Genomic DNA, 25,755 nt, shown 5'->3' on the forward strand with positions numbered 1-25,755 from the left:
TGAAACGTGGGGAGTTTTTTGTAGCGAGAAAATATATTGTCACTGGCTTTCCCTAGCCAAAATTTACAGCCTAATCCATCGAGTTTTCACGCTGCCGTTTAACGTATCTCGACACGCCTTCACGTATTCTCATCAACCCTCAACCTACCTCGCTGTACCCTTTTGTTCACTCTCCCAGTGGTTCAGATTGAGCAGACAAGAGTCGTCAAAAGCGTTCTTTTGTTCACTCTCCCAGTGGTTCAGATTGAGCAGACAAGAGTCGTCAAAGCGTTCTTTTGTTCACTCTCCCAGTGGTTCAGATTGAGCAGACAAGAGTCGTCAAAGCGTTCTTTTGTTTACTCTCCCAGTGGCTCAGATTGAGCAGGCAAGAGTCGTCAAAAGCGTTCTTTTGTTCACTCTCCCAGTGGTTCAGATTGAGCAGGCAAGAGTCGTCAAAGCGTTCTTTAGTTCACTTCCCGTTGGTTCAGATTGAGCAGGCAAGAGTCGTCAAAGCGTTCTTTTGTTCACTCTCCCCATGATTCAGTTTGTGCAAGGAACAACAGCCCAGCAACAGAAGGCAATGGCGTATTGGATAAGATACGGATGAATTCATGTTCTTTTTGGAGCGGGTCATCGAGGTGTCTTGTAACGTAAAGAAGGGTCTGATTCTAGCAGTGAAGAACGATTGAACTTTACCAAATGGTGATTCGATTGGTTCCCGTTTTCTGAATTAAGGGGTTAGTGGCCCAAAGGACTTTTTGGAAACCTCTTTTTAGAGGAGAGAGTCGGTATCATACGACTGCTTGTAAATGGTCTGGACTAGCATGACGCGAATCCTGTCAGTTTGCACTCGCCATTGTTGATTTTCCTTAAGGTGAATGTTTGTGAGCATTGCAGCCGGCCATTCTCAAAGCCTCAACAGAGTTTTTCTCATTTGATAGGCAAATTCCTTATTTACAAAATTATTTTTATCGTTAAAATAAGTTTTAACGATAAAAATAATTATAAAAGGAGGCCTTATTCATGAAGCTGCTGCTAAACAATCGCGCTTTTCGCCATCTCTGGCTCGCGCAAATCGTCTCCGAGCTGGGGGACGGCATCACTCGGCTCGTCGTCATTTTTCTGGTCGCGCACTTATCGAGCAATCCGCTTGCCTTAAGTGTGGTCGTGCTGGCTCAAGTGCTGCCCAACATGCTGCTAGGCACTTTCGTCGGACCGTTCATCGACCGCTTCCGCCGCAGCCGCATCATGGTTGCCGCCGACTTGTACAGAGCCGTCATCGTCCTGCTGCTCATCGTGTTCCAGAATGAGCTCTACGGCATCTATGCGTTGGTGCTGCTGCAGGGCATCGGGACCGTCCTCTTCGAGCCCGCGCGCACAGCTATCGTTCCGCGTGTCGTCGGCCAAGGGAACATTACGCAGGCCGTATCGTTCTCGCAGGCGACCTATATGGCGATGAAGCTCATCGGCCCAGCGCTTGCCGGACTGCTCATTCCCTTTGGACATTTTGGCTGGCTGTTCACTTTTAATTCATTTACATTTGTGTTGTCCGCCTTGTTCATCTTTGGAATGTCGAGAGCGCTGTCTGAGGACCTGACGACAGCTCAACAGACAGCCATGACGGGGCAAGAAGAAGAGCAGGTCGTTGCGAAGGAGCCGTATTGGCAATCGTTGAAAGATGGGCTGCGCACCATTTATCGGCACGATGGCTTGTTCGCTCTGCTCATCCTGCTTGTTCCCATCATGCTCGTCATGGGAGTCATCAACACGAATTTGAACGCGGCGCTGTTGCAGTCGTTCCGGATTCCGGCTGAGCATTTCGGCTTTATCTCCAGCATGATTGCTGCCGGAAGCATTATGGGAGCGTTGGCCGCCCCTTCTCTGCTGCAGCGGCTCAGAACGAATGTGATGCTCTTGGGTGCCGTGGGCGCCATCGGCTTGTTCTGTATGCTGATTGTGCCGCTGTTCCATTTATATCAGGAAAGCGGGGTCCTCAGCGTCTATGTGTGGGCGCTTGGCGTTGGCGTGTCCATCTCATGCACGAACGTGCCGCTGAGCAGCCTGTTCATTACGCTGATGCCGGATGAGATGCGGGGCCGAGGCTCGGGTGTGTTCGAGTCCGTAGCGCAAGCGGGAACGGTGCTCGGCATCGGTGCGGGCGGCTTGTTCGCCTCTCTGTTCGGCGTATTGACGGCTACTGCAATTGCCGGATTGCTGCTTATCATTGTCGCTGCCGTTTTCCCTCTGTTAAAATATAATCAAGCGCTTCGGCAATCGAACGAGACGAAGCTGTCGGGAGGAGGCCAAGCCGCGTCTTCTTCGGGATAAGGGGGGACATCTTGCGAGAGAACAAGATTATTGATGATATCGAGTTGGCAAAAATATTGCTCGACCCGCGCCGTATACACATATTGCGGCTCGCCCAAGACGAGCCAGTCACGGTTAAGCAGATGGCAGAGCAGATGGATGAGAAGCCGTCCCGGCTCTATTATCACGTCAAGAAGCTGGAAGAGGCTCATTTGTTGGAGCTTGTGGAGACGAAGCAGCAGGGGAATCTGATTGAAAAGTATTACCGGTCGAACAATGAACATCGGAGCTTTACGTTCGGCAAGCAGCTGACCGCGGAATACTCCAGTTACATCGTGCAGGAAATACTTCGCATCACCCATCAAGGCATGGGCTTGATTGAAGAGGGAATGAAGATGGGGCAGATCGGCGAGGGCATGCTGGCGGAAGCCAATATCGCATACGCATCGTTGACACCGATGGAATGGGCAGAGAAAACGCATCTCGTACAGAACGCGATTTCCTCTAACAAGGAGCAGTCTCCGTTCGAGCCGTCCGAATCGGATATCGCAAAGAACGCCGAATTATCCAAGCAGACGACGAAGGATGATTACGTCTTCGTGATGCTCAGCTATCGGTTGAAGGACGTGCCGGACGGACAGAACGAGCCTGAAGCGTGAATAAGCCGGTGCAAGCTTACCCGTGTCTAAGTAAGATGGATCGATAGTGAGCAAGTCTGCGCAAGTTTCGGATATCGCAGCACAACCAAAAGGCCAACCAGAAATCTCTGACTGACCTAATCATACGAAAGACCGCTCTGCATCCTTCCCAGCGGGACAGGAGAACGAGAGCGGTCTTTTGTTATTTGTATTATTGCAGGACGACGGTGTCGCCTTCCTTTAAGCCTTCCAGAACTTCGGTCTTCTCTGGGGTCTCCATTCCAATCTTGATGTCACGGCGTTCGTATTGGCCATTGCCTTTGTCCAGCATGACGTAATAGTTGTCCTTCTCACGCATGACCGCCACGGTTGGCACGACGATCGCATTTTCTTTGCGGTTCGTTTCGATTTGGCCTGTCAGGCTGAGACCCGCAATCAGATGCTCATTAGCATCCAGCGCGATGATGACTTCGAATTGTGCGGGCTGGTTCGCGTTTTGTTGATCGGTCACGCTTTTGGCAAATTTCGAAACCTTCAACACTTTGCCTTTCAGCTTCTCATTCTTCATTGCATTCATCTTCACGACAACCGGCATGCCCGCTTTAATGCGGAACACATCTTGCTCTCCGACTGGCGTTACAAGCTGAAGCTTGCTTAAATCGACGATTTTGCCGACGCGGTCATTATCCTTAACGGCTTGCGGCAGCTTGTTCGGATCATCATATAGGAAGATGCCGGAGGCAGGCGCCGCATAAGTGGCTTCCGCCAGCTTCTTCCGTTTTTGGTCTAGATCCTTCTGTTGGATGTCGAGTGTTACATTGTTCAATTCCGACTGCAGCTTGGCTGTTTCCTTTTCCGCAAATTTCTTTTTCATCTCCGCTTCCGTTGAAGGAAGCAACTGATCTTCGTCGGCAAGCTTCAACTGCATCTGTGCCAATTGTGCTTCAAGCCGCTGCTTCTTGATGGCAGCTTCCGACTGCGCGAGCTCATTCTGCAAGGCGCTCGGATCCAATCGGAACAGCACCTCACCCTTCTTCACCTGCTGACCGTCCTTGACGGCCCACTGCTTCACTTCCGAACCGAATGGGGCATAGATGAACGTTTCCTGTTCATAGGTCGACTTACCCTTGACCTCAATGTTGTTCACCAATGTCTCCTTCGTTACCGTAAACGGAATCGCGCCGGTATTTTCCATCGTATCTGCCGGTTGAGACGGACTGGCGAAATTGTATAAGCCATAGCTGATGCCGGCGAGCACGAGCAAGATAATCGCCCATTTGATCTTCTTCTTCATTTTCGTCGCGGACCTCCTTCAAATTGCTACCTGTCTATCATGATTGTATAAAAGTTACTATTGCTGCATCTCTAGTCACGTTTAATCGCAGTTAACGCATCTGTGCGCGAGGCGCTAATCGCCGGGTATAATCCGGACAACACACCGGTCATTATCGCAAACGCAATGCCGATCGGTATAAAGGTCGGCGAAATAAACAGAATCGATTCTCCGCCCCCGTCTGACATGGAGCCTGCGGTCAAGCCGTTAATGCCCCACACAATCCAATAGGACAGCATGATTCCGATCAGTCCGCCAAGCAAACCTAGCAGCGCTGCTTCGATAATGAACATGTTGCGAATCTGCTTCAAGTTCGCACCAAGCACCTTCATGATGCCGATTTGACGGCGGCGCTGATACGTGGACATCGTCATCGCAACGACAATGGAGATGGAGGCGATGAAGAGGACGAACAGCCCGATGCCGAGCGCAATCGTGCGCACTATGGCAAACTGCTCATTCAACCGGTCTTTCTGATGCAAATTAGTGCTCGTGTTCAGCATTAGTTTTTTGATTTGCTTCTCGACTTGCTCCACATTGTTCTGATCGTCGACCTTCACGACTAGCGAATTGTATGTACCTGGCTCTGTCGCATTCTCTCCGTTTTCCAACCGGATCTCCTGCTTCAGAAGTTCGCCTGTTTCAATCGAGACATATACTTTTTTGTCATAAGCGATCATATCATCCCTGCTGCCGCTCGGTTTCTTCAATACACCCGACACGCGGAGCGGGGAGCTTAAAAAGGATTTTCCATTCATATCGGTACTGCCAAGTCGTACTTGGCGCTGGTACAAGGAGGATGGAATTCGGTTCATGTTGCGATACTGTTCCATGAGCGAATCATCATACGGATTGTCCTGCAGCTGTTGGATGAGCTTGTCCATCGTCTCCTGATCGACAAGACCCAGAGTTGCCCCGTAGTTCAAGACGGCTGTTCCCGCTAAATCGGAAGCAGCTCCCTGCATGAAATCGTGTCCGAATTTGGTTAATGAATCAAGATCGGTTGCGATCACTTCCACCATGGCTCTGCGCTCATCCAGCGTGTTCATTTCCAAATATCCGAGCTGTTGGTTAGCCGCGACGGCTTTTACGTGCGGAATATTTCGGATGACCTCGAGCTTCTGTTGTGTTATTTTACCGCGCTCTTGGACCTCGTCCGTTTCTGACGATTTAGCGGCTGCACCGTTGTTGCCCGCTCCGCCTCCGCTCACGCCTTTATTTGGAGAAACTGTAATTTCGTCCATCTTTAAAAAGGTATTAAGCTGACTCTCCGCATACACCTGCGCTGACTCGCCCACGCTCATCGCAACGACAATCGCTGCGCAACCGATGGAAATACCAGCGGCGCACAGCGCGGTAACGACTTTGCGGCGTTTCAGTTGATCCCAGGAGAGATTGATATAGTCCCGAATTCTCATGTCGTCTTACCTCCCGCAGGAACCGGCTCTTCCGCGACGTTGTGGGGCGGCATAGCCGGAACAATCGGAGCGCCTGGAGCATGATCTTCCACCAATTTTCCATCGCGTAACGTAATGATTCGTTTCGTCTGCTCCGCGACTTCAAGCTCGTGCGTAACGATGATGAACGTGGTATCCATCGTTTTATTTAAACTTTTGAGAATAGCAATAATTTCTTCCTCTGTGCGCGTATCGAGGTTCCCTGTAGGCTCATCGGCGAAAATGACCGAAGGCTCCGTAATCAAGGAACGGGCAATACTGACACGCTGCTGCTGCCCGCCGGATAATTGGGAGGTGAACAGTTCCGATTTATCGGGAATGCCGACCTGCTCCAGCAATTTCAACGATTTCTGCTTCCGTTCAGCAGGGTGAACTCCTTGGAAAATAAGCGGGAGCTCAACGTTCTCGCGAACGGTCAAGTTCGCTATCAATTCATAAGCTTGAAATATAAAGCCGATGTGTTTTCGCCGAAATTCGGCCAATTGGTTCTCATTCATTTGCACGATGTCATGTTCGGCAATGAAAATATTGCCTTCGGTCGGCTTCATCAACCCCGCCATCAAGTTAAGTAACGTCGATTTACCGGAACCGGAACTGCCGAGTAAAGCGACCATCTCTCCACGCTTGACCGAAAAATCAATGGAATGCAGCACTTGGGTCGTCTCGGGGCCATTCTTAAATGCGTGGGATAGACCTTCAACACGTAACATTCGGCTCCTCCTTTCTCTCAACTCTATACACATTAAATTAAACAGTGTTTCATACGGCTAGCGCAAGGCAAAGTTTCTCAATCATGGCCAATGTGACAATAATGTAAGTATTATTAATGAGACGGAGGGAAGCGCGCCTTCTCCTTCGCCACTTTCGTTTAAAAACGATAGGGATCATGGTATGCTGTTATCATTGCTGTCTTTAAGAGGTTGTTCAAAAAGCTCCCTTTTGACCTTCCGATGCAGTTTTCAAGCGAAAACATGTACTTCTCGATGCTGAAAAGTGGTCTTTTTGAACATTCATCTTAAGACGATATGAAGGCAGATTTGAAAGGATGAATGTATGAAGAGTCTCCCGACAGCGTTTGTTCAGACCATGCAGAAGCGGCTTGGCGAACAATTCGATGAGTTTATGAAAAGCTACAACCAAGAGTCCTATGCCGGAATTCGCGCAAATGGCCTGAAGTTGGATGCTGCATCGCTTCAAAATATAGTTCCGTATCCACTGCGGCCGATTCCTTGGACGATGGACGGATATTACATCTCGAATAAGGCTCGTCCCGGCAAGCATCCCTATTATCATGCGGGGCTATATTACATTCAGGAACCAAGCGCCATGGCGCCGGTTCAATGTTTAGATGTTCGTCCCCACGACCATGTATTGGATTTATGCGCGGCTCCAGGCGGTAAGTCGGTTCAAATTGCCGCACGTCTCGGAGAAGAAGGCGTACTTGTCACGAACGACATCCACCCGGATCGGACCAAAGCGCTCGTCCGCAATATCGAGCTATACGGGGTGCGGCGCGCGGTTGTGCTGAATGAGAAGCCAGAGCGGATTGCGGAAGCATTCCCCGGTTTTTTCACGAAGGTGCTTGTCGATGCGCCATGCTCTGGAGAGGGCATGTTCCGCAAGGAGCCGGATATGGTCAAATCGTGGGAGCGCGAGCCGGTGCTGACCTATGCCACGATGCAGCAGGATATTATGAACAGCGCAGCCAAGCTGGTTGCGCCTGGGGGACGGCTTGTCTACTCAACGTGCACCTTCTCGCCGGAAGAGAACGAAGCGTGCATTGCCCGCTTCGTAAGCGCGCATCCGGAGTTCCGTGTCGTCCCGATTCCGTTAGCCAACGGATTCGCTGCCGGACGACCGGATTGGGCACGTGACTGCATGAACGAGCACGGCTGGGAAGCAGACGAGCAGGCGATCGATAGCACGGCTGGCACGGCGCGTCTCTGGCCGCACCGCTTGCAGGGCGAAGGGCATTTCGTAGCGGTGCTGGAACGGTGCGATTCAGAGTTAGCGGAGTCGGAAGGGCAGGAACGTGTCGAGCTTCAAGAACAGGCAGATAGCATCGATAAGGTGTCGCACGTTGGATCCGTTGTCGTGAACGCCCGGCCGTCAAGGCAGGGAGCGAAAGAGCAGAAAGCGAAGCAGCGTTCCAGTCAGGAACGCCTCAAGCAAGGGGGCAAGCCTGCGCCGATTAAGTCGAAGGGCATCGTTCCGCCGACTCCAGATCAGCTTGAAGCATACGGTTGCTTCTGCCGCGACCAGATGTCGACGGTGATTGCCGAGGCGAATGCGGCGATCGGGCCTTACTTATATGCGTGCCCGCTTCCGATCCATCGGTTGGGTGCGCTGCGCGTCATGCGTCCGGGGTTATTCCTCGGCACGTGCAAAGGGGAACGATTCGAGCCTGCGCACGCTTTGGCGATGGCAATGACGAGTTCGCACATGAAGCGTGTGCTGCCGCTTCGATTAGGTCAGGACGAAGTGATTCGGTATTTGCGCGGCGAAACGTTAACGTTGGGAGAAGAGCATATTGAACGGGATCCAGCTACACCTGCGAAAGGGTGGCTGCTGGTATGCGTGGACGGATATAGCTTGGGCTTGGCCAAATGGGCGGGAGGAACGGTGAAGAACGAATACCCGCCAGCATGGAGGTGGACGTAAGCAATGGCGAAAAAAATGCGCTTGGATAAGCTGTTGGGACATATGGGGTGCGGTTCGCGCTCAGAGATTAAAAAATGGGCCAAAGGCGGCTTGATTGTTGTCAATGGCCGGGTGGTGAAGGATAGCGGATTGCAGGTGGACCCGGAGCATGACGAAATATTATTGGACGGAGAGCGGATCCAATATCGTGAACATATTTACGTCATGATGCACAAGCCTCAGGGCGTCATTTCTGCGACGGAGGATTTGAGGGAGCAGACGGTGGTTGATTTGCTGCCAGAGGATATTCGCCATTTCGAGCCGTTTCCGGTAGGGCGGCTCGATAAAGATACCGAAGGCTTGCTGCTGTTGACGAATGACGGCAAGCTGGCGCATGAGCTGTTGTCACCGAAGAGGCATGTGCCGAAGACGTATTTTTCTATCGTAGAGGGTGAGGTTAGCGATGATGATGTCGAAGCATTCCGCGATGGGGTAACCCTTGATGACGGATATGAGACCCAACCTGCGGCCTTGACGATCCTTCGGCATGAGCAAGAAGAACATCGCATCTATTCACATATCGAATTAACGATTACCGAAGGGAAGTTCCATCAAGTGAAGCGCATGTTCGAGGCAGTCGGCAAGCGGGTGACCTATTTGAAGCGTCTCTCGATGGGGACGCTCATGCTAGACGCCGCGCTGCCTCTGGGACAATGGCGGGAATGCTCGGAGGACGAAATCGACCAGCTTCGGCAAGGAAAATCAATAGAAAAATAACCTTGAAAAGGTTATGAAATGAGAGGAGTGCACCATATGAAATATCGTATCGTCGCCTTAGACATGGATGGGACTTTGCTGTATGACGACCATTCGCTGTCTGCTAAAAATGCGGACACGATTCGCGAGGTCGCGTCTCAAGGAATTGAAATCGTGCTTTGTACAGGACGCAGTCCGATAAGCACATTGCCTTATTTAGATGAATTGGGTCTGGAAGGGATTGTAATTACGCATAACGGTGCAGCTACGGTCGCATCCAATGGACGACGTGTGCTCCATCGTTTTGAAATCCCGCCCATGGGGCTTGAACCGTACATTCAATACTGCCGTGAGAACGACGTTCACTTCGATATTAATACCGCGTTCGATCTATATGTGGACAAGCTGGAAGGGTTATCCCCGGAAATGCATGATGTCTACGGTCAGTTTCTTATCGAGCCGAAGCAGTTCCCGGGGTGGGAGGGGCTCACAGACGAGCCGCTCAAGCTGACGATGAGCGGGATGAAGGATCAGATGGATCAGGTCGAGGAGGAGCTCAAGCTGTGGAAGCATGAGCACAACTTCATCCGTTCGGGCGATTTCTTCATTGACATCATGCATCGCGATGCGACCAAGGGCAGCGCGCTGCGGGAGTTAGCCGATAGGCGCGGCATCCCGCGTGAACAGGTGCTGGCGATCGGCAACTACTTCAATGACATGACGATGATTCAATTCGCTGGCATGGGCGTTGCAATGGACAATTCACCATTGGAAATGAAGGCGGCTGCGCAAGATGTGACCTTGTCCAACAACGAAGACGGTGTGCATGAGGCGCTTCGCAAACATTGTTTGTCGTAACATGAATTTTCATCTATGCATGTCCGCAATGGCATCACAAAAGGCCGGGGAAACCATTCCCCTGCCCTGCGTGGTGTCGTTTTTTTGTTTAATGCGCGCGAAACGATGACCAGAAAAATGAACCGAAGCAGGGCACGTGGTTCCGTGCAATTGGAGGATGCGGCGGAACATACGTCATTCGGTATACTGTATACTATGCTATCGGTTAGTTCGCGTATGGACGATTGCCCTCACCTATGATTTTGGACGCATGTTCCATCATTGCAGCGGGAATCCTAATGCCAAACTCTTGATGTAGAAGAGGGTAACGTCAGGATGGAGGTATGGATGATGGCAGAGGTTCAACTGCGGCCGGATTTCAGAACGATGAGCGGAGAAGCGATAGACGTTCTGTGGCAAGGCACCTATGTCGGTGTATTATCGTTATTATATCGTGAACAAGAACGGCTGCAAGGGTCATTTATCATTGATGCGCAAGCATGTCAAGACGAGTCGCTTGTTATTGTGGAGCAAAACATTGAGCGGTATGTCCGCCATGTGGCCGAAGCATTGGGAGCGGCTGATTTCGAAGTCGTGTTCGTGCTAGGGCAAGTGCGGCGGATCGTGGCGGGTGACGAAGAAAAAGGTGAATTCGAGGACGAAGCGGGCACTTATGAAATGGAGTATGAACAATATGAAATGGAGCCGACAGCCTTGGTCATAACTTCTTCTGCCTGTTGTACAACATCGGATGAGACGCTTGGCGACCGTTCTGACATCGTCGCGCAGCCTAAGCGCTTGATCGGAGAAGCGAATGCTCACATTCATGTCGTGCTGGCTCGTGACGACGGGAATGCGCTTCTGTATGATCTGTACAGCGATGCAAGCGGATCGCTGCCGATCGGTGCCGCGACCGTCAGTACCGACGGGGAACAGTTGGCTGGCTACATCGATTTTCGCGTGCCAGGTACTTGTGCCGAGCGTGAAGTAATCGCAAAAGCGCTCGTCAAGCAGCTAGCTGAGGAGCAAAGCTTTGATGTGCTCCATCTGACGATGATGTTCCGTAATGAGATTATCGACGAACTGTTGATGTATTGCCATTCGTCTTAAGAAACGAACCGTTAGCCTTGCAGAAACAAAGCTTCGTATGGAGCATCGTGTCTGCAAGGATAGCGGTTTTTTTAGCATTAATACGTGTTATACTACGTGCTCAATAGGCGGCTCTTTGAACAACTCTATAAGGAACGAAGCCCTTTGGGGTAATGATTCTTCAACATGCCATCGGACGCTTTGCCCCAGCCCAACGGTAATCCGTCGACGGTAACGAGCATCCAGCCCTTAGTCCGGACTGACTCGGAATCTGATGACAATGCAATCGATTCTCCTCTGAGAAAGGCGCGAATCCGCGTATCATCTGCTGTCGCTTGCAACGTATGTGCTGCTTGTCCACCCGTAATGCACGCCATAGCCAAGGCGTGTGCGGGTTCAATCCGATTCTTCCGCATATGGGCGAGATGGAGACCGGCACGTGGCACGCGCAATCGGTCTAATGCCGCTCCGTTGTCCAGGAAGACGGACGCAGCAGCATTGCCTTGCGGCAGCCAGTACAGCTCTTCGCCGAACAGCAGCGGCGTCCCTGGAGGAAGGGAGAAGTCAGGAAGATGGTCGCCTGCCCATGCTTCGAACTGCCTGAACGAGTTGTTAACATCTGCTGTTCGGGATGTCCCGCGTTCCGAATGGCCCGAACTGGAGCGTCGACCTTTTGACTTGGCAGAAGCTCGGATTGAGTTCGAGACAGCGTGCTGTTCAAGCACGTCTTCTAATCCATCGGAAGTCTTCTGAAATACGGCCACGAAATGCCCCTCCCCCTCTGCAAGGTGCGGCCAAATCTGTTCTGTTCTTACAAGCTGGAATTCGGGATAAGCGGCAAGCCATTTCTCTACGATGTCTTCGTTCTCCTTGCGATTAAACGTACAGGTGGAATAAGCAATCGTGCCTCCCGCCTTGAGCATGGCGACTGCTGCTTGAATAATGTCCCATTGCCGCGCAGCGCAGGCTTCCACATGGAGAGGGGACCATTCCTCTATGGCACTAGGGTCTTTGCGGAACATCCCTTCTCCGGAACACGGGGCATCGAGCATAATTCGATCGAAGGCCAATGGAAATTTGGCTGCTAGCGAGTGCGGATCCGCCTGTGTGACGATAGCGTTGGCAATGCCCATGCGCTCGACATTTTCGGCGAGAACCTTCGCACGCTGCGGATGGATCTCGTTCGCGACGAGTACGCCTTCCCCCCGCATGCGGCCGGCGATCTGCGTCGATTTCCCTCCCGGGGCGGCTGCCAGGTCCAAAATGAATTCGCCTGGCTGCGGATCCAGCAGCGCCACCGCAGACATGGCGGACGGTTCTTGGATGTAATACAAGCCAGCGGCATGATATGGGTGCTTGCCTGGACGCGAATGTTCATCATAATAAAAGCCTTCTTCGCACCAAGGTACGGACCGCAATTGGAATTGCTGCGTTGTGAGTTCGCGCGCAGCGGCATGGTGCTCCCATTTGACAGAATTCACCCTTAAGCCGAAAGCCCTCTGCGCGTCATAGCTGTGCAAAAATGCGTCGGCTTCTTGGCCGAGCAACTGCTCCATTTGCTGGATATAGTGCTGCGGCAGTTGGGGTAATGGTGATGGTGACATCGTACAACTCCTTGTATAGTAGAATGTGCAAAAAAGGAATTAAAAATAAAATTGCCTTATTATTTTACCGGACAAAAAGATACTCATGCAACGGAAATTGAAATGTAAAAGAGATTCTGCCTCTCAAGGGGGCGACACTTCTTGGTTGATACAGGGATCGGTCGCTTAGTTTTTGTTCCCTTCTCCAGTGCGATCGAGATGATCTAGATTACTCACTCGACTTAAGTCTAATAATAGACTAAACCCAAGACGGTTATCTGGAATAATATACCTCACTATAATTAGGACATTATGATTTAGGAGGCCGATACAGCATGAACGAATAGTCCGCTACTTGCTTTCATAGCCCCCTTACTTTTTTGGTCATGAGCGCAGAATTAAAATGTGAAATATATTAGTTTCAATTAAAAAAGAACCAATTCTTTGTTGAGCATAAAAAGTTAATGCAACGCTGTTGAAAAGAGATGAAAGAAATGCTGAACATTTGTCGAAGGGCACTCCTTAGGTGACAATAATGTAAGTCGAAAATACGAAACGTTGTTTCAGGTCGTTACGTATGGAATAAATGGCAGAGCAAGCTTTGCGGTTAACGAAACGCATGGAAACAATCTGACAGGGGTAAACAGATAAAAAGTGCGTGTTCATAAAGGGGCTTTTTGAACAATCTCTAAAAGTGATGAAATGATGAAGGTTTAATTTGAAAGGAGTGAAGTGCTTGATGAACGATGTCGTGGTGGAACTAAAGAATGTCACGAAAAAAATAAAAGGCAAGACGATTATCGATGATTTGTCGTTCAGCGTTCGCCGCGGGGAAGTATACGGATTTCTCGGTCCGAACGGAGCCGGCAAAACAACAACGATTCGGATGATCGTAGGACTGATGTCGATGACGAACGGTGATATCGTCATCGAAGGTCATAACATTCGGACCAATCGCGCGAAGGCAATGGCAAATGTTGGCGCTATCGTCGAAAATCCAGAGCTGTATAAATTTATGACCGGACGGAAAAATCTTATCCATTTCGCGCGCATGAGCGGCAAGGCGATTCGGGAAGAACGGGTTCAAGAAATTGTGAAGCTCGTTGACTTGGAGAATGCGCTGGATAAAAAGGTGAAAAATTATTCGCTGGGGATGCGTCAGCGTCTAGGCGTCGCTCAGGCTCTGCTGCATAATCCATCTATTCTTATATTGGACGAGCCTACGAATGGGCTTGATCCTGCGGGAATTCGCGAGCTGCGTGATTACTTGCGCCATCTTGCGAAGAAAGAGAACATTTCGATTCTCGTATCTAGCCATTTGTTGTCTGAAATCGAGCTTATGTGTGATCGTGTTCTCATTATCCAGAATGGCAAATTCATTGGCGAGCGTGCAATGGATCCGAATGCGGACGGTGCTGCATCTGTACAGAAGGCCATTCATTTCGATGTGAGTGAGCCAGACAAAGCGCTTGCTGCGCTTGCATCCACTACATGGTCAGCTTCGCTAGGAGAAGGCGGGGCGCTCTCCGTTGAACTATTGAGAGAAGATATTCCGAAGGTGGTAGAACATCTTGTGCAGCATGGAGTCGCTATATATGAGGTGCGTACGGTTGCTCCGACTCTGGAGGACACGTTCTTGTCCATGACGAAAGGAGGCCGTATCGAATGAGATATTTCGTATCCCTTGTGCAAAATGAATGGATGAAAGTGAACAGTAAACGGCAGGTCCCTTACTATTACGCGTTCATCACCGTCATTTCCTTGCTGTTAGCCGTTGTAATGCGCTTTTTTATTTTTAAAGATCAGCCCTATTCATTCATCTCCTTTACAAGCGACGTCCATTTCGTGTCAAGTGCGCTAACGAGCATCTTTATTATGGTGGTGTCGGCTCAGATTATAACGGATGAGTACAAAGACGGAACCATTAAGCAAATCCTGATTCGCCCAGCGAGCCGGACGATGGTGCTGATGTCGAAGCTCGTCAATATAGTTCTTATTTTGCTAGTGGTCTACATGGTTACCTTGTTTATTGGATTGACGTTAGGAGCCATCTTCTTTAATATCATCCCGGCCGACGTCAAGCTGATGCAGATTGTAAGCGATATGGCGCTCAGCCTTCCGAACGTGCTGTTCTATGCGCTGGTTGCCTTTACGACTGCGGTTCTGACGCACAGCTTAGGATTGTCGATTACGATACCTATTATTTTGAAATGGGTCCTTGGTTCGTCCATCGTTTTCCTATCAAGCAAGAGCTGGTACAAGTTCCTTATCTTCCCGAACCTGGACTGGAAGCCGTATTTTACGGGCGATACGCTGCCATTTAAGGGCGCTTCGTTTGGCTACAGCATCACCATCTATGCGATCTATATGATTGTGCTGCTTGGCATTTCGATAGTTGTATTTAAGAAGAGAGACGTGCAATAAGCGGCTTTCAATAGTATCTTTCCTCGCTTGTGCAATATGAATAAAAGGAACTGTCCTAAAAGAAGATAAATGCACTTGGGGGATAGCTCGGTTCATTAAAAATATAGTGAAGTTACGAAAAAAATGGTGAGGCAGGGGCTATTCCTGCTTCACTATTTTTCGTTTTGCCGGGGTTTCACTGGTAAATGATGGACAAGATCTGCCTCTGGATCAATCTATCATCCGCCCAGACGGAGAGCGCACAGCCTGCCTCGCTAATGCAGCTTTTCCCGTGCGTGCTGCTTGTAACGCATGCAGAGCAACTCAACTTTCTTCCGGAAGCAAGCACCATTGGAAAATGTACAGCAGAATGTACGATTTGGGCGGCCCAACGGCATGCAGACTGTAATTTGTACAGTGGATCTGGCTGCTTTTCAGCTATATACACTCCGCCCTTCAGCAAAGAAAAGGGGGACTGTCCTTCAGGTTATTCAACCTTTGGGACAACCCCCTTTGTTGTATGGTCAACGTTTAGCCCGAGATCGGGGAGCGTAAGAGGCGCTGTATACAGATTGGAAAGCGGTCACCCGATTTTTGCCGTTCGTCTTGGAATAATACATTGCCTGATCGGCCTCGCGGATCAAATCCTCGGCCGTCATATGTTTGCGGAGATTGCTGATGCCGATGCTGATCGTGACACTAGTCTCGGTCTCTACGCGCTGACGTATCTTCTCGGCAATCTGATCCGCGCGTGCATTCCGATGCAGAATGAGCCCGATCAATTCTTCGCCGCCGAACCGTCCGGTAATGCCGTAATCGTCAATTTCTTCGCGCATGATGAGGGAGGTCTGCTTCAATATTTCATCGGCCTGGTCGTGACCGAACGTATCGTTTACCTTCTTGAAATTATCGATATCACAGAAAATGAACGAAATTTTGTATTCATTTCGAATGTATTGGCGCATAACCTTCAATACGTACCTGCGATTGAATAACCCAGTTAGACCATCAGTGATGGACGTCCGGTATGTCGAGTGCAGCAGTTCCACCACGCGCTCGAACAGAATAAAGAACAGAAGCGTGTAATAGATAAGCGGAAGCAGGCGTTCCAAGATAAGAATGAAAGCATTTGAGCTTTCAAACCATGTGGCATTGACAGTTACGAGCAGAAGCATGGCAAAGTGCGCCGCCAAGCTGCATATGTATTTGACTTGTTGGCCGATGCGCGGGGCAATCACCGTATAGCAATAGATGGTAATGATCATATGATAAACGATGAGCGGCAACGCATGAAAGAATGGTGACACCGAGTGGGATGTCAGCAGATGTGATAATACGGCTATTGCTGGAATGCAGAGCAACAGAAAGCCGAATTGCAGCCGCGAGCCTCGGGTGGAGCGTTTGTACATCCGCAGAATGGACATATTTACAAACACAAAAGAAAACGCTTGCAATGCGGTTCTTCCTACGAATATTTCATGGGAATCCTGCTGCAGCCAAGATACATTCACTAAATCAAGCGATCGTTCCGCAGCCATGATCACAAATGAGGTCATCAGTAAAATATAAGTATTGGAACGCTGGCGGGAATAAAGACGAATTGCCATTAGAAACATGATGAAAATGATATAGAGCATGCAGGCTGACGTCATTTCTACAACCTGACTTACTTCTGAAAAGGGGATTGCAGCTTGAATCATATTGAGTTACTCCGTAGTTTAGGTTCTTTACTGAAACATATGTTCTAATATATCATAAACGATAGGTGGCGAAAAGCGCGAACATAAAGGAGGCGCAAGACATGAACATATTACAAGCCTTATTTTTCCCGCCTGAACAACCGGGAGGCGTGTCTTCCATGGTTCCTTATATATTGGATCGGTTTCAAACGCCGAATTGGGAAATGGAATTGTTCTCACTGCCGAAGCGCATTCGGGGAAAAGGACAAGAGGATGTCCGGTTTATGACGTTCGATTGGACGCAGTACGAAGCAAGTCCAACCGTGCAAAAATATATGCAAACGTATAAAGATTACGTATGGTGGTGTAAGCTCCGGTTATCGAAATCGTACGACCTGATACATGCCCATCACCCGATAGCGGGACTGGTCATGAAGCAGCTATATCCCGATACGCCTGTTATCATGACGCTGCATTCCAGCTTCGAGCGGGAGTTGATTCTGAACGGAAAGATTGAAGCAGGCGGGTTGGAGCACCGCTTCTTGACCTCGCTATATCGTGAGTTGGAAGAATGCGTGGATCAGATGATGACCGTATCGAAGTCGTTCCTTGACTACGTCTCGCCTTATGTCAGCCATCCCGAACGTATTGGCGTGCTGCCGAACGGGTTCGATGAGAAGCGATTCAAGCCGATTGCGCATGATAACGCCGTTCCGCAGCTTATTGTTGTATGCCGGCTCGTACCTGCCAAAGGGCTGGATGTGCTGCTGCATGCGTGCGCCGAACTGAAGCGGAGAGGTCATGCCTATGTGCTGCATATTATCGGTGACGGGCCGATTCGAGAAGAGCTGGAACACTTGGCGCAGGAATTGTGCATATACGAGGAGACAATCTTCTATGGTTATATGCTGCATCCGGAGGAATTCATGCCGTTCTCCGATATTTTTGTGCTGCCTTCGCGTGCGGAGGCGTTCGGTTCTGTGTTCGCAGAAGCAGCGTTGTGCTGGTTGGCGCTCGTGGGCACGAACGTGGGCGGCATTGCCGAACAGATCGATGACGGCGTGAACGGGCTGCTTGTGCCGCCGGATGATCCGATAGCGCTAAGCAATGCGTTGGAGCGGGTCATGACGGACGGCTCGTTCCGTTATGAGCTGGCGCGGGCCGCCTGGGCGAAAGCGAAGCAGACCTATTCTCTATCGCGCATCGTTAATGAACTGAAGTGCATGTATGTAAGTTACAGACCGGAACAGCACGATTAAGACTGCGCAGCCGGCGCTAATGATGCGCTGGCTATGCTTGCAGGTTAATGCTGTACAAGCGCTGTAAAGGCTGTAGTGCTGGTAATCTTGGCTATGCTGTGCAAGCTATGGGCTGCGCGATGAAGCAGCAAGAGTTCGGGACGGGATAATAGCGACAGGAGGTGGAGCGTTGAATTCCTTTCGGTTTATTCATGTGGCGGATTTGCATGTGGACAGCCCGTTTCGCGGACTGACGCAGCTGCCGGAGGCGCTGAAGGATATGGTGCTGCAATCGACCTTTGCCGCCTGGGAGCGGCTGGTGGAGCTGGCGATACAGGCTGATATCGATTTCGTGGTTATCAGCGGTGACTTATACGATGGCAAAGACCGATCCTTAAAGGCGCAATGGCGACTGCAGCGCGGTATGGAAAGGCTAAGCGCACACGGAATACCGGTGTATCTCATTCACGGCAATCATGATCCGCTGCATGAAGATGTGCGCTGGAATTGGCCTGAAGGCGTCGTTGTATTCGAAGCGGATAAGCCCCGTACGGTCATTGCCTGCCGTAGAGATGGGGAGCCGGCAGCGGTCATCAGCGGCATGTCCTATCGAGATTCAGCGGTGTATGACAATTTGGCATCCATGTATCCGGATGTGCCCGAACAGGCAGCAGAGGCGGAGCAATCGGTTGGCAGGGAAGGCGGCTTCTCTCGCTCATCACACAGATCTCCAGATGGCAGGCTATATCGTATCGGGCTTCTGCATGCTACCGTAGACGGGCGGGCAGGGCATGATCCGTATGCTCCCTGCTCCAAACGGGAGTTAATCGAGAAGGGATACGACTATTGGGCGCTTGGTCACATTCATTTGCGCGAGGTGCTGCATGAATATCCGTTTATCGTCTATCCGGGCAATACTCAAGGAAGACATGTGAAGGAGACAGGGCCCAAAGGCGCTTATGTAGTCGATGTGGACGCTCACGGACATGCATCCTTGCAATTCAGGGCATTGGATAGCGTGCGTTGGCGCAATGAGCAGCTTGAGGTAACCGATCTGCCTGACTTGCAGTCTATCATGGAGCTGCTTGATGTCAAGATGAATGAATGGCGCCAGGAGGCAGAAGAGCGGCTGACGCTGGTTCGCCTCACGCTCACGGGCAGAACGGCGCTATACTCCGAGCTTCAGCGGACGTTGCTCGTGCAGCAGTGGATCGAGTCATGGAATCAGCAAGAGCTGGAACGGCTGGAGCGCTTTGGCGAAACGGACATTGTATGGCCTGTCGGCATTCGCTCAGAATGCAGTCCGGATATGGATGTAGACGCATGGCGTGCGTCGGACAGCTTCCCAGGCGACCTTGTCCGTCTGGCGGATGAGAGCCTGCGCGATGCGGCGAAGCGGGATGACCTGCTCGAAGAAGCGCTGGGCGCTTTCCGGCAGCAGCCGCGCTTGCAGCAATGGCTTGCCGCGCAGCCAGACGACATCCGGAACGACTGGCTGCGCGAAGCGATGCTGCTGTCATTGGAATGGCTGCAAAGCGAGGTGAAGGATGCATGAAAATCATCAAGCTGCATCTTATCGGCTTCGGTGAAATGAAAGATGCTGTCTTTACGCTGGCAGATGCATCAACTTCGCAGGCGGTGACGCTCATTGCTGGCCCGAATGAAGCGGGGAAGAGCACGATTACCGCCTTCATTCGCGGGATGCTGTATGGCTTTCCGAAGCGTAGGAGCGGGAGTGCCCGGTATGAACCGGCCCATGGAGGCGCCTATGGCGGCCGGATGATCGTCCAAGATGCCGAAGGCTCTGAATGGACGATTGAACGCTTAGAACGGAACGGCTCGATGCAGACAGCGATACATAAACGTGACGCGAATGGGCAAGTCCAGTTGATGAATCAGCATCAGCTAGAGGCTGAGCTTGCCGGCGGACTTAACGGCGATTTGTTCTGCCGCCTGTTCGCCATCACGCTGGATGAGCTGCACGAGCTTCAGACGCTGCAGGGCGAGGACGTCGGGGCCTTCTTGTATGACACGGGGCTGAACGGCGGACGCGGCGTTGCAGATGCGGAGCGTTGGCTGCAGCAGGAGCTCGAGCAGCTGTACAAGCCTCGCGGGCGGACACAGGAGATCGTCCACACGCTGCAGGCGATCGAACAGGCGGAGCGATCGCGCCGCGCCGGGATGAAGCATGCAGCCCGGGTGGATGAGCTCGTGCAGCAGCTGGAGGCAGCGGGAGTGGAGCTGGAGGCCAGCGTCCATGAGCGCGGGCAGCTTCGCGAACGGCTGGCCTTGACCGAGCGCGCCGCGAGCGTCAGCGGAACATGGCTGCGCTACGTGGCCGCCAAGCAGGAGCTGGAGGGCCTGCCGGATGTATCGGCATGGCCGCCGGATGGTGGCGCGCGCTGGCAGGCCGCCGAGCTGCGGCTCGCGGAAGCCGAGCTTGCGCGGAAGCGGGCGGAGGAGAAGCTGCGCCTGATGGAGCAGCGGCTCGCGGCGAAGCGCCCGCACACGGCGCTGCTGCAGCTGGCGCCGGAAGCGAGGCGGCTGGCGCAGCTGGCGGATACGGTTCAGCATTGGCGTGAATCCGTCAGCGAAGCCGAAGCCGAAGCGAGCCTGGCGGAAGCCGAGCTGTGGCGCCTCGCGCGGCAGAGCGACCCGGCCTGGACGCCGGAGCAGCTGCTTGCCTGTGGCGCGTCGTCCGCCCTCGTCGAGCGCGTGCAGGCCGAGCTCGCGACAGCGGACGCGCTGCGTATCGCGAAGGCGCAAGCCGAAGACGCCGCGGCGAGGGCGGCTCGTGAAGCCGCTGCGGCAGAGGCGGAGCGGCAGGAAGCGCACACGGCGCTGGAGCGCTGCGAAGCGGCGGGGGTCAATGGGACGGGCTTCGCCCCTCCGGCGGCCCGCGTCGAAGAAATCAAGCGCAGGGAGCAGGCGCTGCAGGATGCGCTGCATGCATGGCGGTCGTCTGAAGCATCGCGCGGGAAGGCGAACGTTGCTGCAGACTCTGCTCCCTTACCGTCTCAGCGGCATTCACGTACACGGTCGGCGCGAATAGGCGGGAAGTCGGGAGCCGCCTATCTGTTCGGTGTGCTGGCTTTGGCAGCTGCTATCGGATTAGGCGCTCTGGCAGGTCAGTGGCTTGCAGCCGGAGCGGTGGCATTCGTCGGCATCGCTGGCGTGGCAGCTATGGCGTACTTATCGTCTGGCCGGAGCAGCGCAGATGGACGGAATAATGAACAAGTGACAGTGGCTGATTATTACGCTACTGACGGTGCGGAGCATCAAGCGGCCGTGCAGGTCGAGTCGCTTACTGAGCTGATGCAGCCGCTTATGCCGGCGTCCACACTCCATATGGGCAGCGGCCGGATGGCATCGAGAGCAGGGCACTCCAGAGAAGGCAGAGGAAGTGTCCACATAGGACAGTCTCTGCGAGAGCAATCGGGCTTGGAAGCGAAGCTCCCTGCTCTACGCGCGGCGCTCGCGGCGCTGGACGAATGGGCTCATGAGCGTTCACTTCTGCTGGAACGTATGCGCTTGACGACAGAAGCACTGGCCGTCGCTGAACGCCGGGCGCGGACGGCAGCTCTGGAAGCGGAAGCAGCGGCGGAGAAGGAAGCAGAGCGTGTCGCCGGATGGCAAGCGTGGCTGTACATGTCGGGTCTTCCGGCGGGGTTGAGTCCTGCTGGCGTTCTGGAGCATTTCCGGCGCGCTGAACAGGCAGCTGAAATGAAGCGGCAATCGGACCGGCTGTATGCGCGACATGAGCGCCTCTGCGGGCAAATTGAATCGTTCGAGCAGGATTGCCGGCGCTTGTTCCAGCAAGCGCAGCAGATGGCAGCAGTCAATTCAGTAAATATAGGCAAGACAGAGACGGAAGAAGAACCTCGAGGGAAGACAACGGTTCACAATCCAGAGGTAGCTGCAGCAGCGGAACAAACGTCGTTCGATCGAGAAAGTGAACCTGCCACAGCAATGGTTTCCCAACAACCTGCTCTTAGTGGTTCTTTGGATACCGATTCGGACAACCCGATGTTTATGGGCTCTGTGCTGGGCGGTCTCTATCGTCTCGTGGAACGAATCGAGCAGGAAGAGAACATGCTGCGGGAATATGAACATCTTGAGCAGCAGCGGGTAACGTTGCTGGAGGAACGGGATGAGAAGGCGGTTGAGCTTGAACATGTTGACCAAGCGAAGCAGAAGCTGCTTGAGGAAGCGCAGGTTAGAGACGACGGGCAGTTCAAGCAAAGAACGGCAGATTTCGAACGGAAGATGGAGCTTGAACAGCGGATCCGGGAAATGGATGCCATTCTGTACCGCGGCGGTGAACGCAGTTCTTTCGCGGCAATGGACGAGCTCTTGAAGCAATATGATACACGCGAGCTGGAGCAACGTTGTTCTGAACAGCAATTGCAGGTCGATGAACTGGATCGCCGTATTCGCGAGGGAGAAGAACGTCGAGGTCGCTTAAGACAAGAGTATGAGCGTCTGAAGACGGAGGTTGAGGGGGCCGCATATCGTCAGGAAGCGGCCGTGCATGAGGCGAAGCTGGATGAACAAGCATCCCGCTATGCGGTGTTGTCTCTCGCCAAGACATTGATTCAGCGTACGCGGCATCTGTACGAGGAGGAGAAGCAGCCGCTCGTATTGCAGCGGGCTGGCTTCTATATGGAGCGGCTGACGGCAGGCCGTTATGCGCGTGTGGTCGCGCCTCTCGGAACGAAGCGCATCGCTCTAGAACGCAAGGATGGGGAGCTTGTCTGGAGCTCGGAGCTCAGCCGAGGTACGGCGGAGCAGTTATATTTAGCGATGCGTTGTGCATTGGCCGAAGCAATGTCCCACAAGGTTGCCATTCCGTTGATATTGGATGATATTCTGGTCAATTTCGACCGTGAACGGCTCAGATCGGCTGTGCAGGCACTTGCTGCTTTATCCGTTACCCATCAAGTTATCATGACGACTTGTCATCCGCATATCGCAGATATATTTCGTGAGGCGATTCCCGATGTCAAGTTGGTCGAGCTGGAACGAAGGAGCTTGTGACGCTAGGCAGGCACATATAAGGAATTGCTCGTATTTGCTTATTTATGGCTTGTTATAAGATGCGTAATGCCGAGTCATAACGGTATTACGCTTTTTTTCTGTCCGCCCGGGATGGATTGGGCTGCAGCGGTGTCATGGCATGGGATGTGCCATTCGGTGCGGGCTTGTTATCCGCAGGCAAGTTAGGCGGATTGGATGTACGCATAAGCAAGTACAGCCAGACTAAGCTGAACATGCCGAATAATGGATACAAGAATGACATCAACGATCGGAAGCCGAATTGGCTGACGACATAGCAGAAGAGCATAATACAGAAAATGATCAGATTTTTATTGGCCCGGGTACGTTGGTGAAGCTGCAGTGTCACGCCATACACGTCAGATACGAGGGTCGTAAAGATTTCTGAGAAAATAAGCAGAATATAAATAAGCTGTATCGTTAAGCCTAGACCCGATGCAATTTGTCCCATCGGTATATCGAACTGAGTAATTCCCGGCATCTGGGCAGAGAGCGCGAAGTGACCTGCCAGCAGCATCAGTCCAATGATGATGCCTCCAATGATGCCGCCCATCCGTATGACGCTTTTGCTCGGCATAGTGGCGCCCAAAGGGACGAGCACGGCTTGAGCCATAGCCAAATTGAAGGCGCCGTATAAAAAAGGAGCAGTCCAAGCGGCATAGAAAGGCTTATCCGTTGAAATCGTTAGCAGTTGACCGGCGTTGGGCATTTGCAGCGTATGGATCATGATAAGCGTCGTGAAGACAAGCATCGTCGGTACGACGAAGGAATTTAACTTGATGATGGCATTCATTCCCCGGCTGATAACCAAGAAAGAAGCGAAGAGCGTCAGCAATAGTCCGGTCTGGTAATTCATATTCAAATGCTCGACGAAGACTGAGCCAGCGCCAGCAAGCATGACACTGTTCACGCAAATGATGACGACCATCGTAAATAGACTGATGGATCCGCCCAGCCGTTCTCCAAACAACAGCTTATTCACGTCTTCATAAGACTTCGCTTGAATGTGATGGGACAAGACCATCAGCTTGGTGCCCAGCCAGACGAACAGCATGGTGGCAAGTCCTATCGTCAGCGGCGCCCACCAACCGTATACGGTGAAAAATTGCAAAATTTCTTGGCCAGTGGCAAATCCAGCGCCGACAACGGTCCCTGTGTACGTAAACGCAATTTGTAATACTCGCAGCATATTTTTCAATGAAATGCCGCCTCCTAACTTGCATGGCTTGTACGCATTAATACAAGGTATGATGGAGAAAGGTCGGACATGACTATCATTGTTATGGTAATATAGGAAGAGTTATCAAGTGAAAGGGAGGCTTGCGATGAGCGGAATTATGTGGGCGCTATCCCATTATGGCTACATTGCATTGTTTTTCTTACTGGCGCTGGGAATCGTCGGCATCCCTATACCTGATGAAACGCTAATGGTGTTTGTGGGGAGTCTTACGGTAGACGGGCCGTTTCGATTCATGCCTGCCTTCATCGTCTGTCTGGCAGGGAGCTTGAGCGGAATGTTCATCAGTTATCTTGTCGGACGCAAGGTTGGCAAGCCGCTCTTAGACCGCTACGGTAAGACATTCAAGTTAACTCCGGCACGGGTGGAACGAACGGAACGCTGGTTTCAAAAATACGGCCCCTGGGGTATCGTATTCGGTTATTTTGTTCCGGGGTTGCGCCACCTGACGTGTTATATGGCGGGAATGTCCCGATTGAACTGGTCGACTTACTTTATTGCTGCCGGTACGGGCGCATTGATTTGGGTAGCAACGTTTCTTACCTTGGGGCATATGGTCGGCAACCACTGGCAGTCGGCTGTGCGTTGGCTGCACGCCAAAGGCACCCCGTTTTTATTTGGCTTTATCGTGTTCGCTCTTATTACGGGAAGTGCTGTTTATTTGATGATGCGGCGTCGCACGCGGGAAAAAGGAACGCCTTGATTCGATTAAGAATCAAGGCGTTCTGCTTGTATGAATGATACTATACGTTGTTGTTCGGAAACAGCTTCACGGATTGAATCTTGTTCGTCTTCGGATCCATATCTAATCGAAGCAGGGCGCTCTTTATTTCATAGCTCCATACATAATTGGTGTCATGGTCTGGTTTACCGAGAGTGCGTTCGGCCTGGTCTTCGTTGTCTCCGATTTTCAATCCCTTGATGCCAGTAGATTGGCCTTCTCCTGAGACTTCGACGAATACGACATCACCGCTCTGATGGCATCCGAAAGAGAAGCCGCCATATTCGAGTACGTCGATCGGATCAATTTCGTCCATCACGAAGTGGTTATCCGGCTCTCCCCATAAGGTGCGGATATCCTTATCCGTTGATTTCAGAGAGATGCCCTTCAGCTTCGGCTGGGTGCGGTCAAATGTTTGCTCTGCAACTGAACCTTCACCCTCTGATGAATTTTCCTTAGGAGATGCGATAACGGTCTGTTCGTTTTTCTTATCTTTCTTCTTTGTGGCAGAACGCGAATCCGTTCCATTATGCTTGGCGTAGGAAGGTTCCGTGCTGGTCGGCGGCATGCTTCCTTCTTGTGCCGAACATCCGTACAATAGCAAGGTTATGTTAATTAACAGAATAGCGGCTGTTAGACTTGGTCGAAATAAGGGGCGCTGCATGGTCTGACCTCCTTTACCGCCTCGCGGCGGGCTTAGAACATATTACCCTTTCTTAAATAGCTGAATCAAATAGGCAGACAAGCGTTATGAGGCTAATTAGGACTATTATATCCTAAAGAATGACGTTTTGCTGCTTCTA

Annotated in this window: 19 protein-coding genes; 12 read left to right on the forward strand and 7 right to left on the reverse strand. The window is 51.8% G+C overall.

Features of this window, described 5'->3' with window-relative positions; genetic code table 11:
• Positions 1–1,002 precede the first annotated feature (1,002 nt).
• Both A372_RS0128325 and A372_RS0128330 read left to right on the forward strand, forming a co-directional pair.
• Positions 1,003–2,307, forward strand: coding sequence for an MFS transporter (locus A372_RS0128325; RefSeq protein ID WP_019424313.1), 1,305 nt, complete (start codon positions 1,003–1,005; stop codon positions 2,305–2,307).
• Between the two features lie 11 nt (positions 2,308–2,318).
• Entirely contained in the window at positions 2,319–2,945 is a 627-nt protein-coding gene (locus A372_RS0128330; RefSeq protein WP_019424314.1) for an ArsR/SmtB family transcription factor, read from the forward strand.
• A gap of 190 nt (positions 2,946–3,135) precedes the next feature.
• On the opposite strand, the gene A372_RS0128335 is transcribed toward A372_RS0128330, so the two are convergent.
• From A372_RS0128335 to A372_RS0128345, 3 genes are all read right to left on the reverse strand, one after another.
• A complete protein-coding gene (locus tag A372_RS0128335) occupies positions 3,136–4,218 on the reverse strand; it encodes an efflux RND transporter periplasmic adaptor subunit (RefSeq protein ID WP_019424315.1) in 1,083 nt (360 codons plus the stop codon).
• Positions 4,219–4,289: 71 nt separating this feature from the next.
• Entirely contained in the window at positions 4,290–5,675 is a 1,386-nt protein-coding gene (locus A372_RS0128340) for an ABC transporter permease (RefSeq protein ID WP_019424316.1), read from the reverse strand.
• A complete protein-coding gene (locus tag A372_RS0128345) occupies positions 5,672–6,424 on the reverse strand; it encodes an ABC transporter ATP-binding protein (RefSeq protein ID WP_019424317.1) in 753 nt (250 codons plus the stop codon). Before A372_RS0128345 ends, A372_RS0128340 begins: the two co-directional genes overlap by 4 nt.
• A gap of 343 nt (positions 6,425–6,767) precedes the next feature.
• On the opposite strand from A372_RS0128345, the gene A372_RS0128350 reads away from it, so the two are divergent.
• The 4 genes from A372_RS0128350 (at position 6,768) to A372_RS0128365 (ending at position 11,057) form a co-directional block, all read left to right on the forward strand.
• On the forward strand, positions 6,768–8,375 hold the full coding sequence (locus A372_RS0128350; RefSeq protein ID WP_019424318.1) for an RsmB/NOP family class I SAM-dependent RNA methyltransferase: 1,608 nt from the start codon (positions 6,768–6,770) through the stop codon (positions 8,373–8,375).
• 3 nt (positions 8,376–8,378) lie between these two features.
• A complete protein-coding gene (locus A372_RS0128355; protein ID WP_019424319.1) occupies positions 8,379–9,131 on the forward strand; it encodes a pseudouridine synthase in 753 nt (250 codons plus the stop codon).
• 36 nt (positions 9,132–9,167) lie between these two features.
• Positions 9,168–9,968, forward strand: coding sequence for a Cof-type HAD-IIB family hydrolase (locus tag A372_RS0128360; protein ID WP_019424320.1), 801 nt, complete (start codon positions 9,168–9,170; stop codon positions 9,966–9,968).
• Positions 9,969–10,283: 315 nt separating this feature from the next.
• A complete protein-coding gene (locus A372_RS0128365; RefSeq protein WP_019424321.1) occupies positions 10,284–11,057 on the forward strand; it encodes a hypothetical protein in 774 nt (257 codons plus the stop codon).
• A gap of 125 nt (positions 11,058–11,182) precedes the next feature.
• Here A372_RS0128365 and A372_RS0128370 read toward each other — a convergent pair whose 3' ends face one another.
• Positions 11,183–12,640, reverse strand: a complete 1,458-nt coding sequence (locus A372_RS0128370) for an RsmB/NOP family class I SAM-dependent RNA methyltransferase (RefSeq protein ID WP_019424322.1) — start codon at positions 12,638–12,640, stop codon at positions 11,183–11,185.
• Between the two features lie 715 nt (positions 12,641–13,355).
• Between A372_RS0128370 and A372_RS0128375 the strand changes: the two genes are divergently transcribed.
• Together A372_RS0128375 and A372_RS0128380 are read left to right on the forward strand one after the other, a co-directional pair.
• Entirely contained in the window at positions 13,356–14,288 is a 933-nt protein-coding gene (locus tag A372_RS0128375) for an ABC transporter ATP-binding protein (RefSeq protein WP_026011339.1), read from the forward strand.
• Positions 14,285–15,043: an ABC transporter permease gene (locus tag A372_RS0128380; protein ID WP_019424324.1), complete on the forward strand. Its 759-nt coding sequence runs from the start codon at positions 14,285–14,287 to the stop codon at positions 15,041–15,043. The genes A372_RS0128375 and A372_RS0128380 overlap by 4 nt, the downstream gene beginning before the upstream one ends.
• Before the next feature lie 503 nt (positions 15,044–15,546).
• Here the strand turns inward: A372_RS0128380 and A372_RS0128385 are convergent.
• Positions 15,547–16,722 carry a GGDEF domain-containing protein gene (locus tag A372_RS0128385; RefSeq protein WP_019424325.1) on the reverse strand — a complete coding sequence of 392 codons (1,176 nt, stop codon included), beginning with the start codon at positions 16,720–16,722 and terminating at the stop codon, positions 15,547–15,549.
• A 101-nt stretch (positions 16,723–16,823) separates the two neighbouring features.
• On the opposite strand from A372_RS0128385, the gene A372_RS0128390 reads away from it, so the two are divergent.
• The 3 genes from A372_RS0128390 to A372_RS0128400 all read left to right on the forward strand — a co-directional run bounded on the left by A372_RS0128390 (position 16,824) and on the right by A372_RS0128400 (position 22,976).
• A complete protein-coding gene (locus A372_RS0128390; RefSeq protein WP_019424326.1) occupies positions 16,824–17,960 on the forward strand; it encodes a glycosyltransferase family 4 protein in 1,137 nt (378 codons plus the stop codon).
• Positions 17,961–18,129: 169 nt separating this feature from the next.
• Positions 18,130–19,494: a metallophosphoesterase family protein gene (locus A372_RS0128395; protein WP_019424327.1), complete on the forward strand. Its 1,365-nt coding sequence runs from the start codon at positions 18,130–18,132 to the stop codon at positions 19,492–19,494.
• On the forward strand, positions 19,491–22,976 hold the full coding sequence (locus tag A372_RS0128400) for an AAA family ATPase (RefSeq protein WP_019424328.1): 3,486 nt from the start codon (positions 19,491–19,493) through the stop codon (positions 22,974–22,976). The genes A372_RS0128395 and A372_RS0128400 overlap by 4 nt, the downstream gene beginning before the upstream one ends.
• A gap of 85 nt (positions 22,977–23,061) precedes the next feature.
• Here the strand turns inward: A372_RS0128400 and A372_RS0128405 are convergent, their stop codons facing one another.
• Entirely contained in the window at positions 23,062–24,192 is a 1,131-nt protein-coding gene (locus tag A372_RS0128405) for a YkvI family membrane protein (RefSeq protein ID WP_019424329.1), read from the reverse strand.
• A 127-nt stretch (positions 24,193–24,319) separates the two neighbouring features.
• On the opposite strand from A372_RS0128405, the gene A372_RS0128410 reads away from it, so the two are divergent.
• Entirely contained in the window at positions 24,320–24,934 is a 615-nt protein-coding gene (locus A372_RS0128410) for a DedA family protein (RefSeq protein ID WP_019424330.1), read from the forward strand.
• A gap of 40 nt (positions 24,935–24,974) precedes the next feature.
• Here A372_RS0128410 and A372_RS0128415 read toward each other — a convergent pair whose 3' ends face one another.
• Entirely contained in the window at positions 24,975–25,616 is a 642-nt protein-coding gene (locus A372_RS0128415; protein ID WP_019424331.1) for a hypothetical protein, read from the reverse strand.
• Between the last annotated feature and the right edge of the window lie 139 nt (positions 25,617–25,755).

The organism is Paenibacillus sp. OSY-SE (genome assembly GCF_000283315.1).
Lineage (GTDB): Bacteria > Bacillota > Bacilli > Paenibacillales > Paenibacillaceae > Paenibacillus_B > Paenibacillus_B profundus.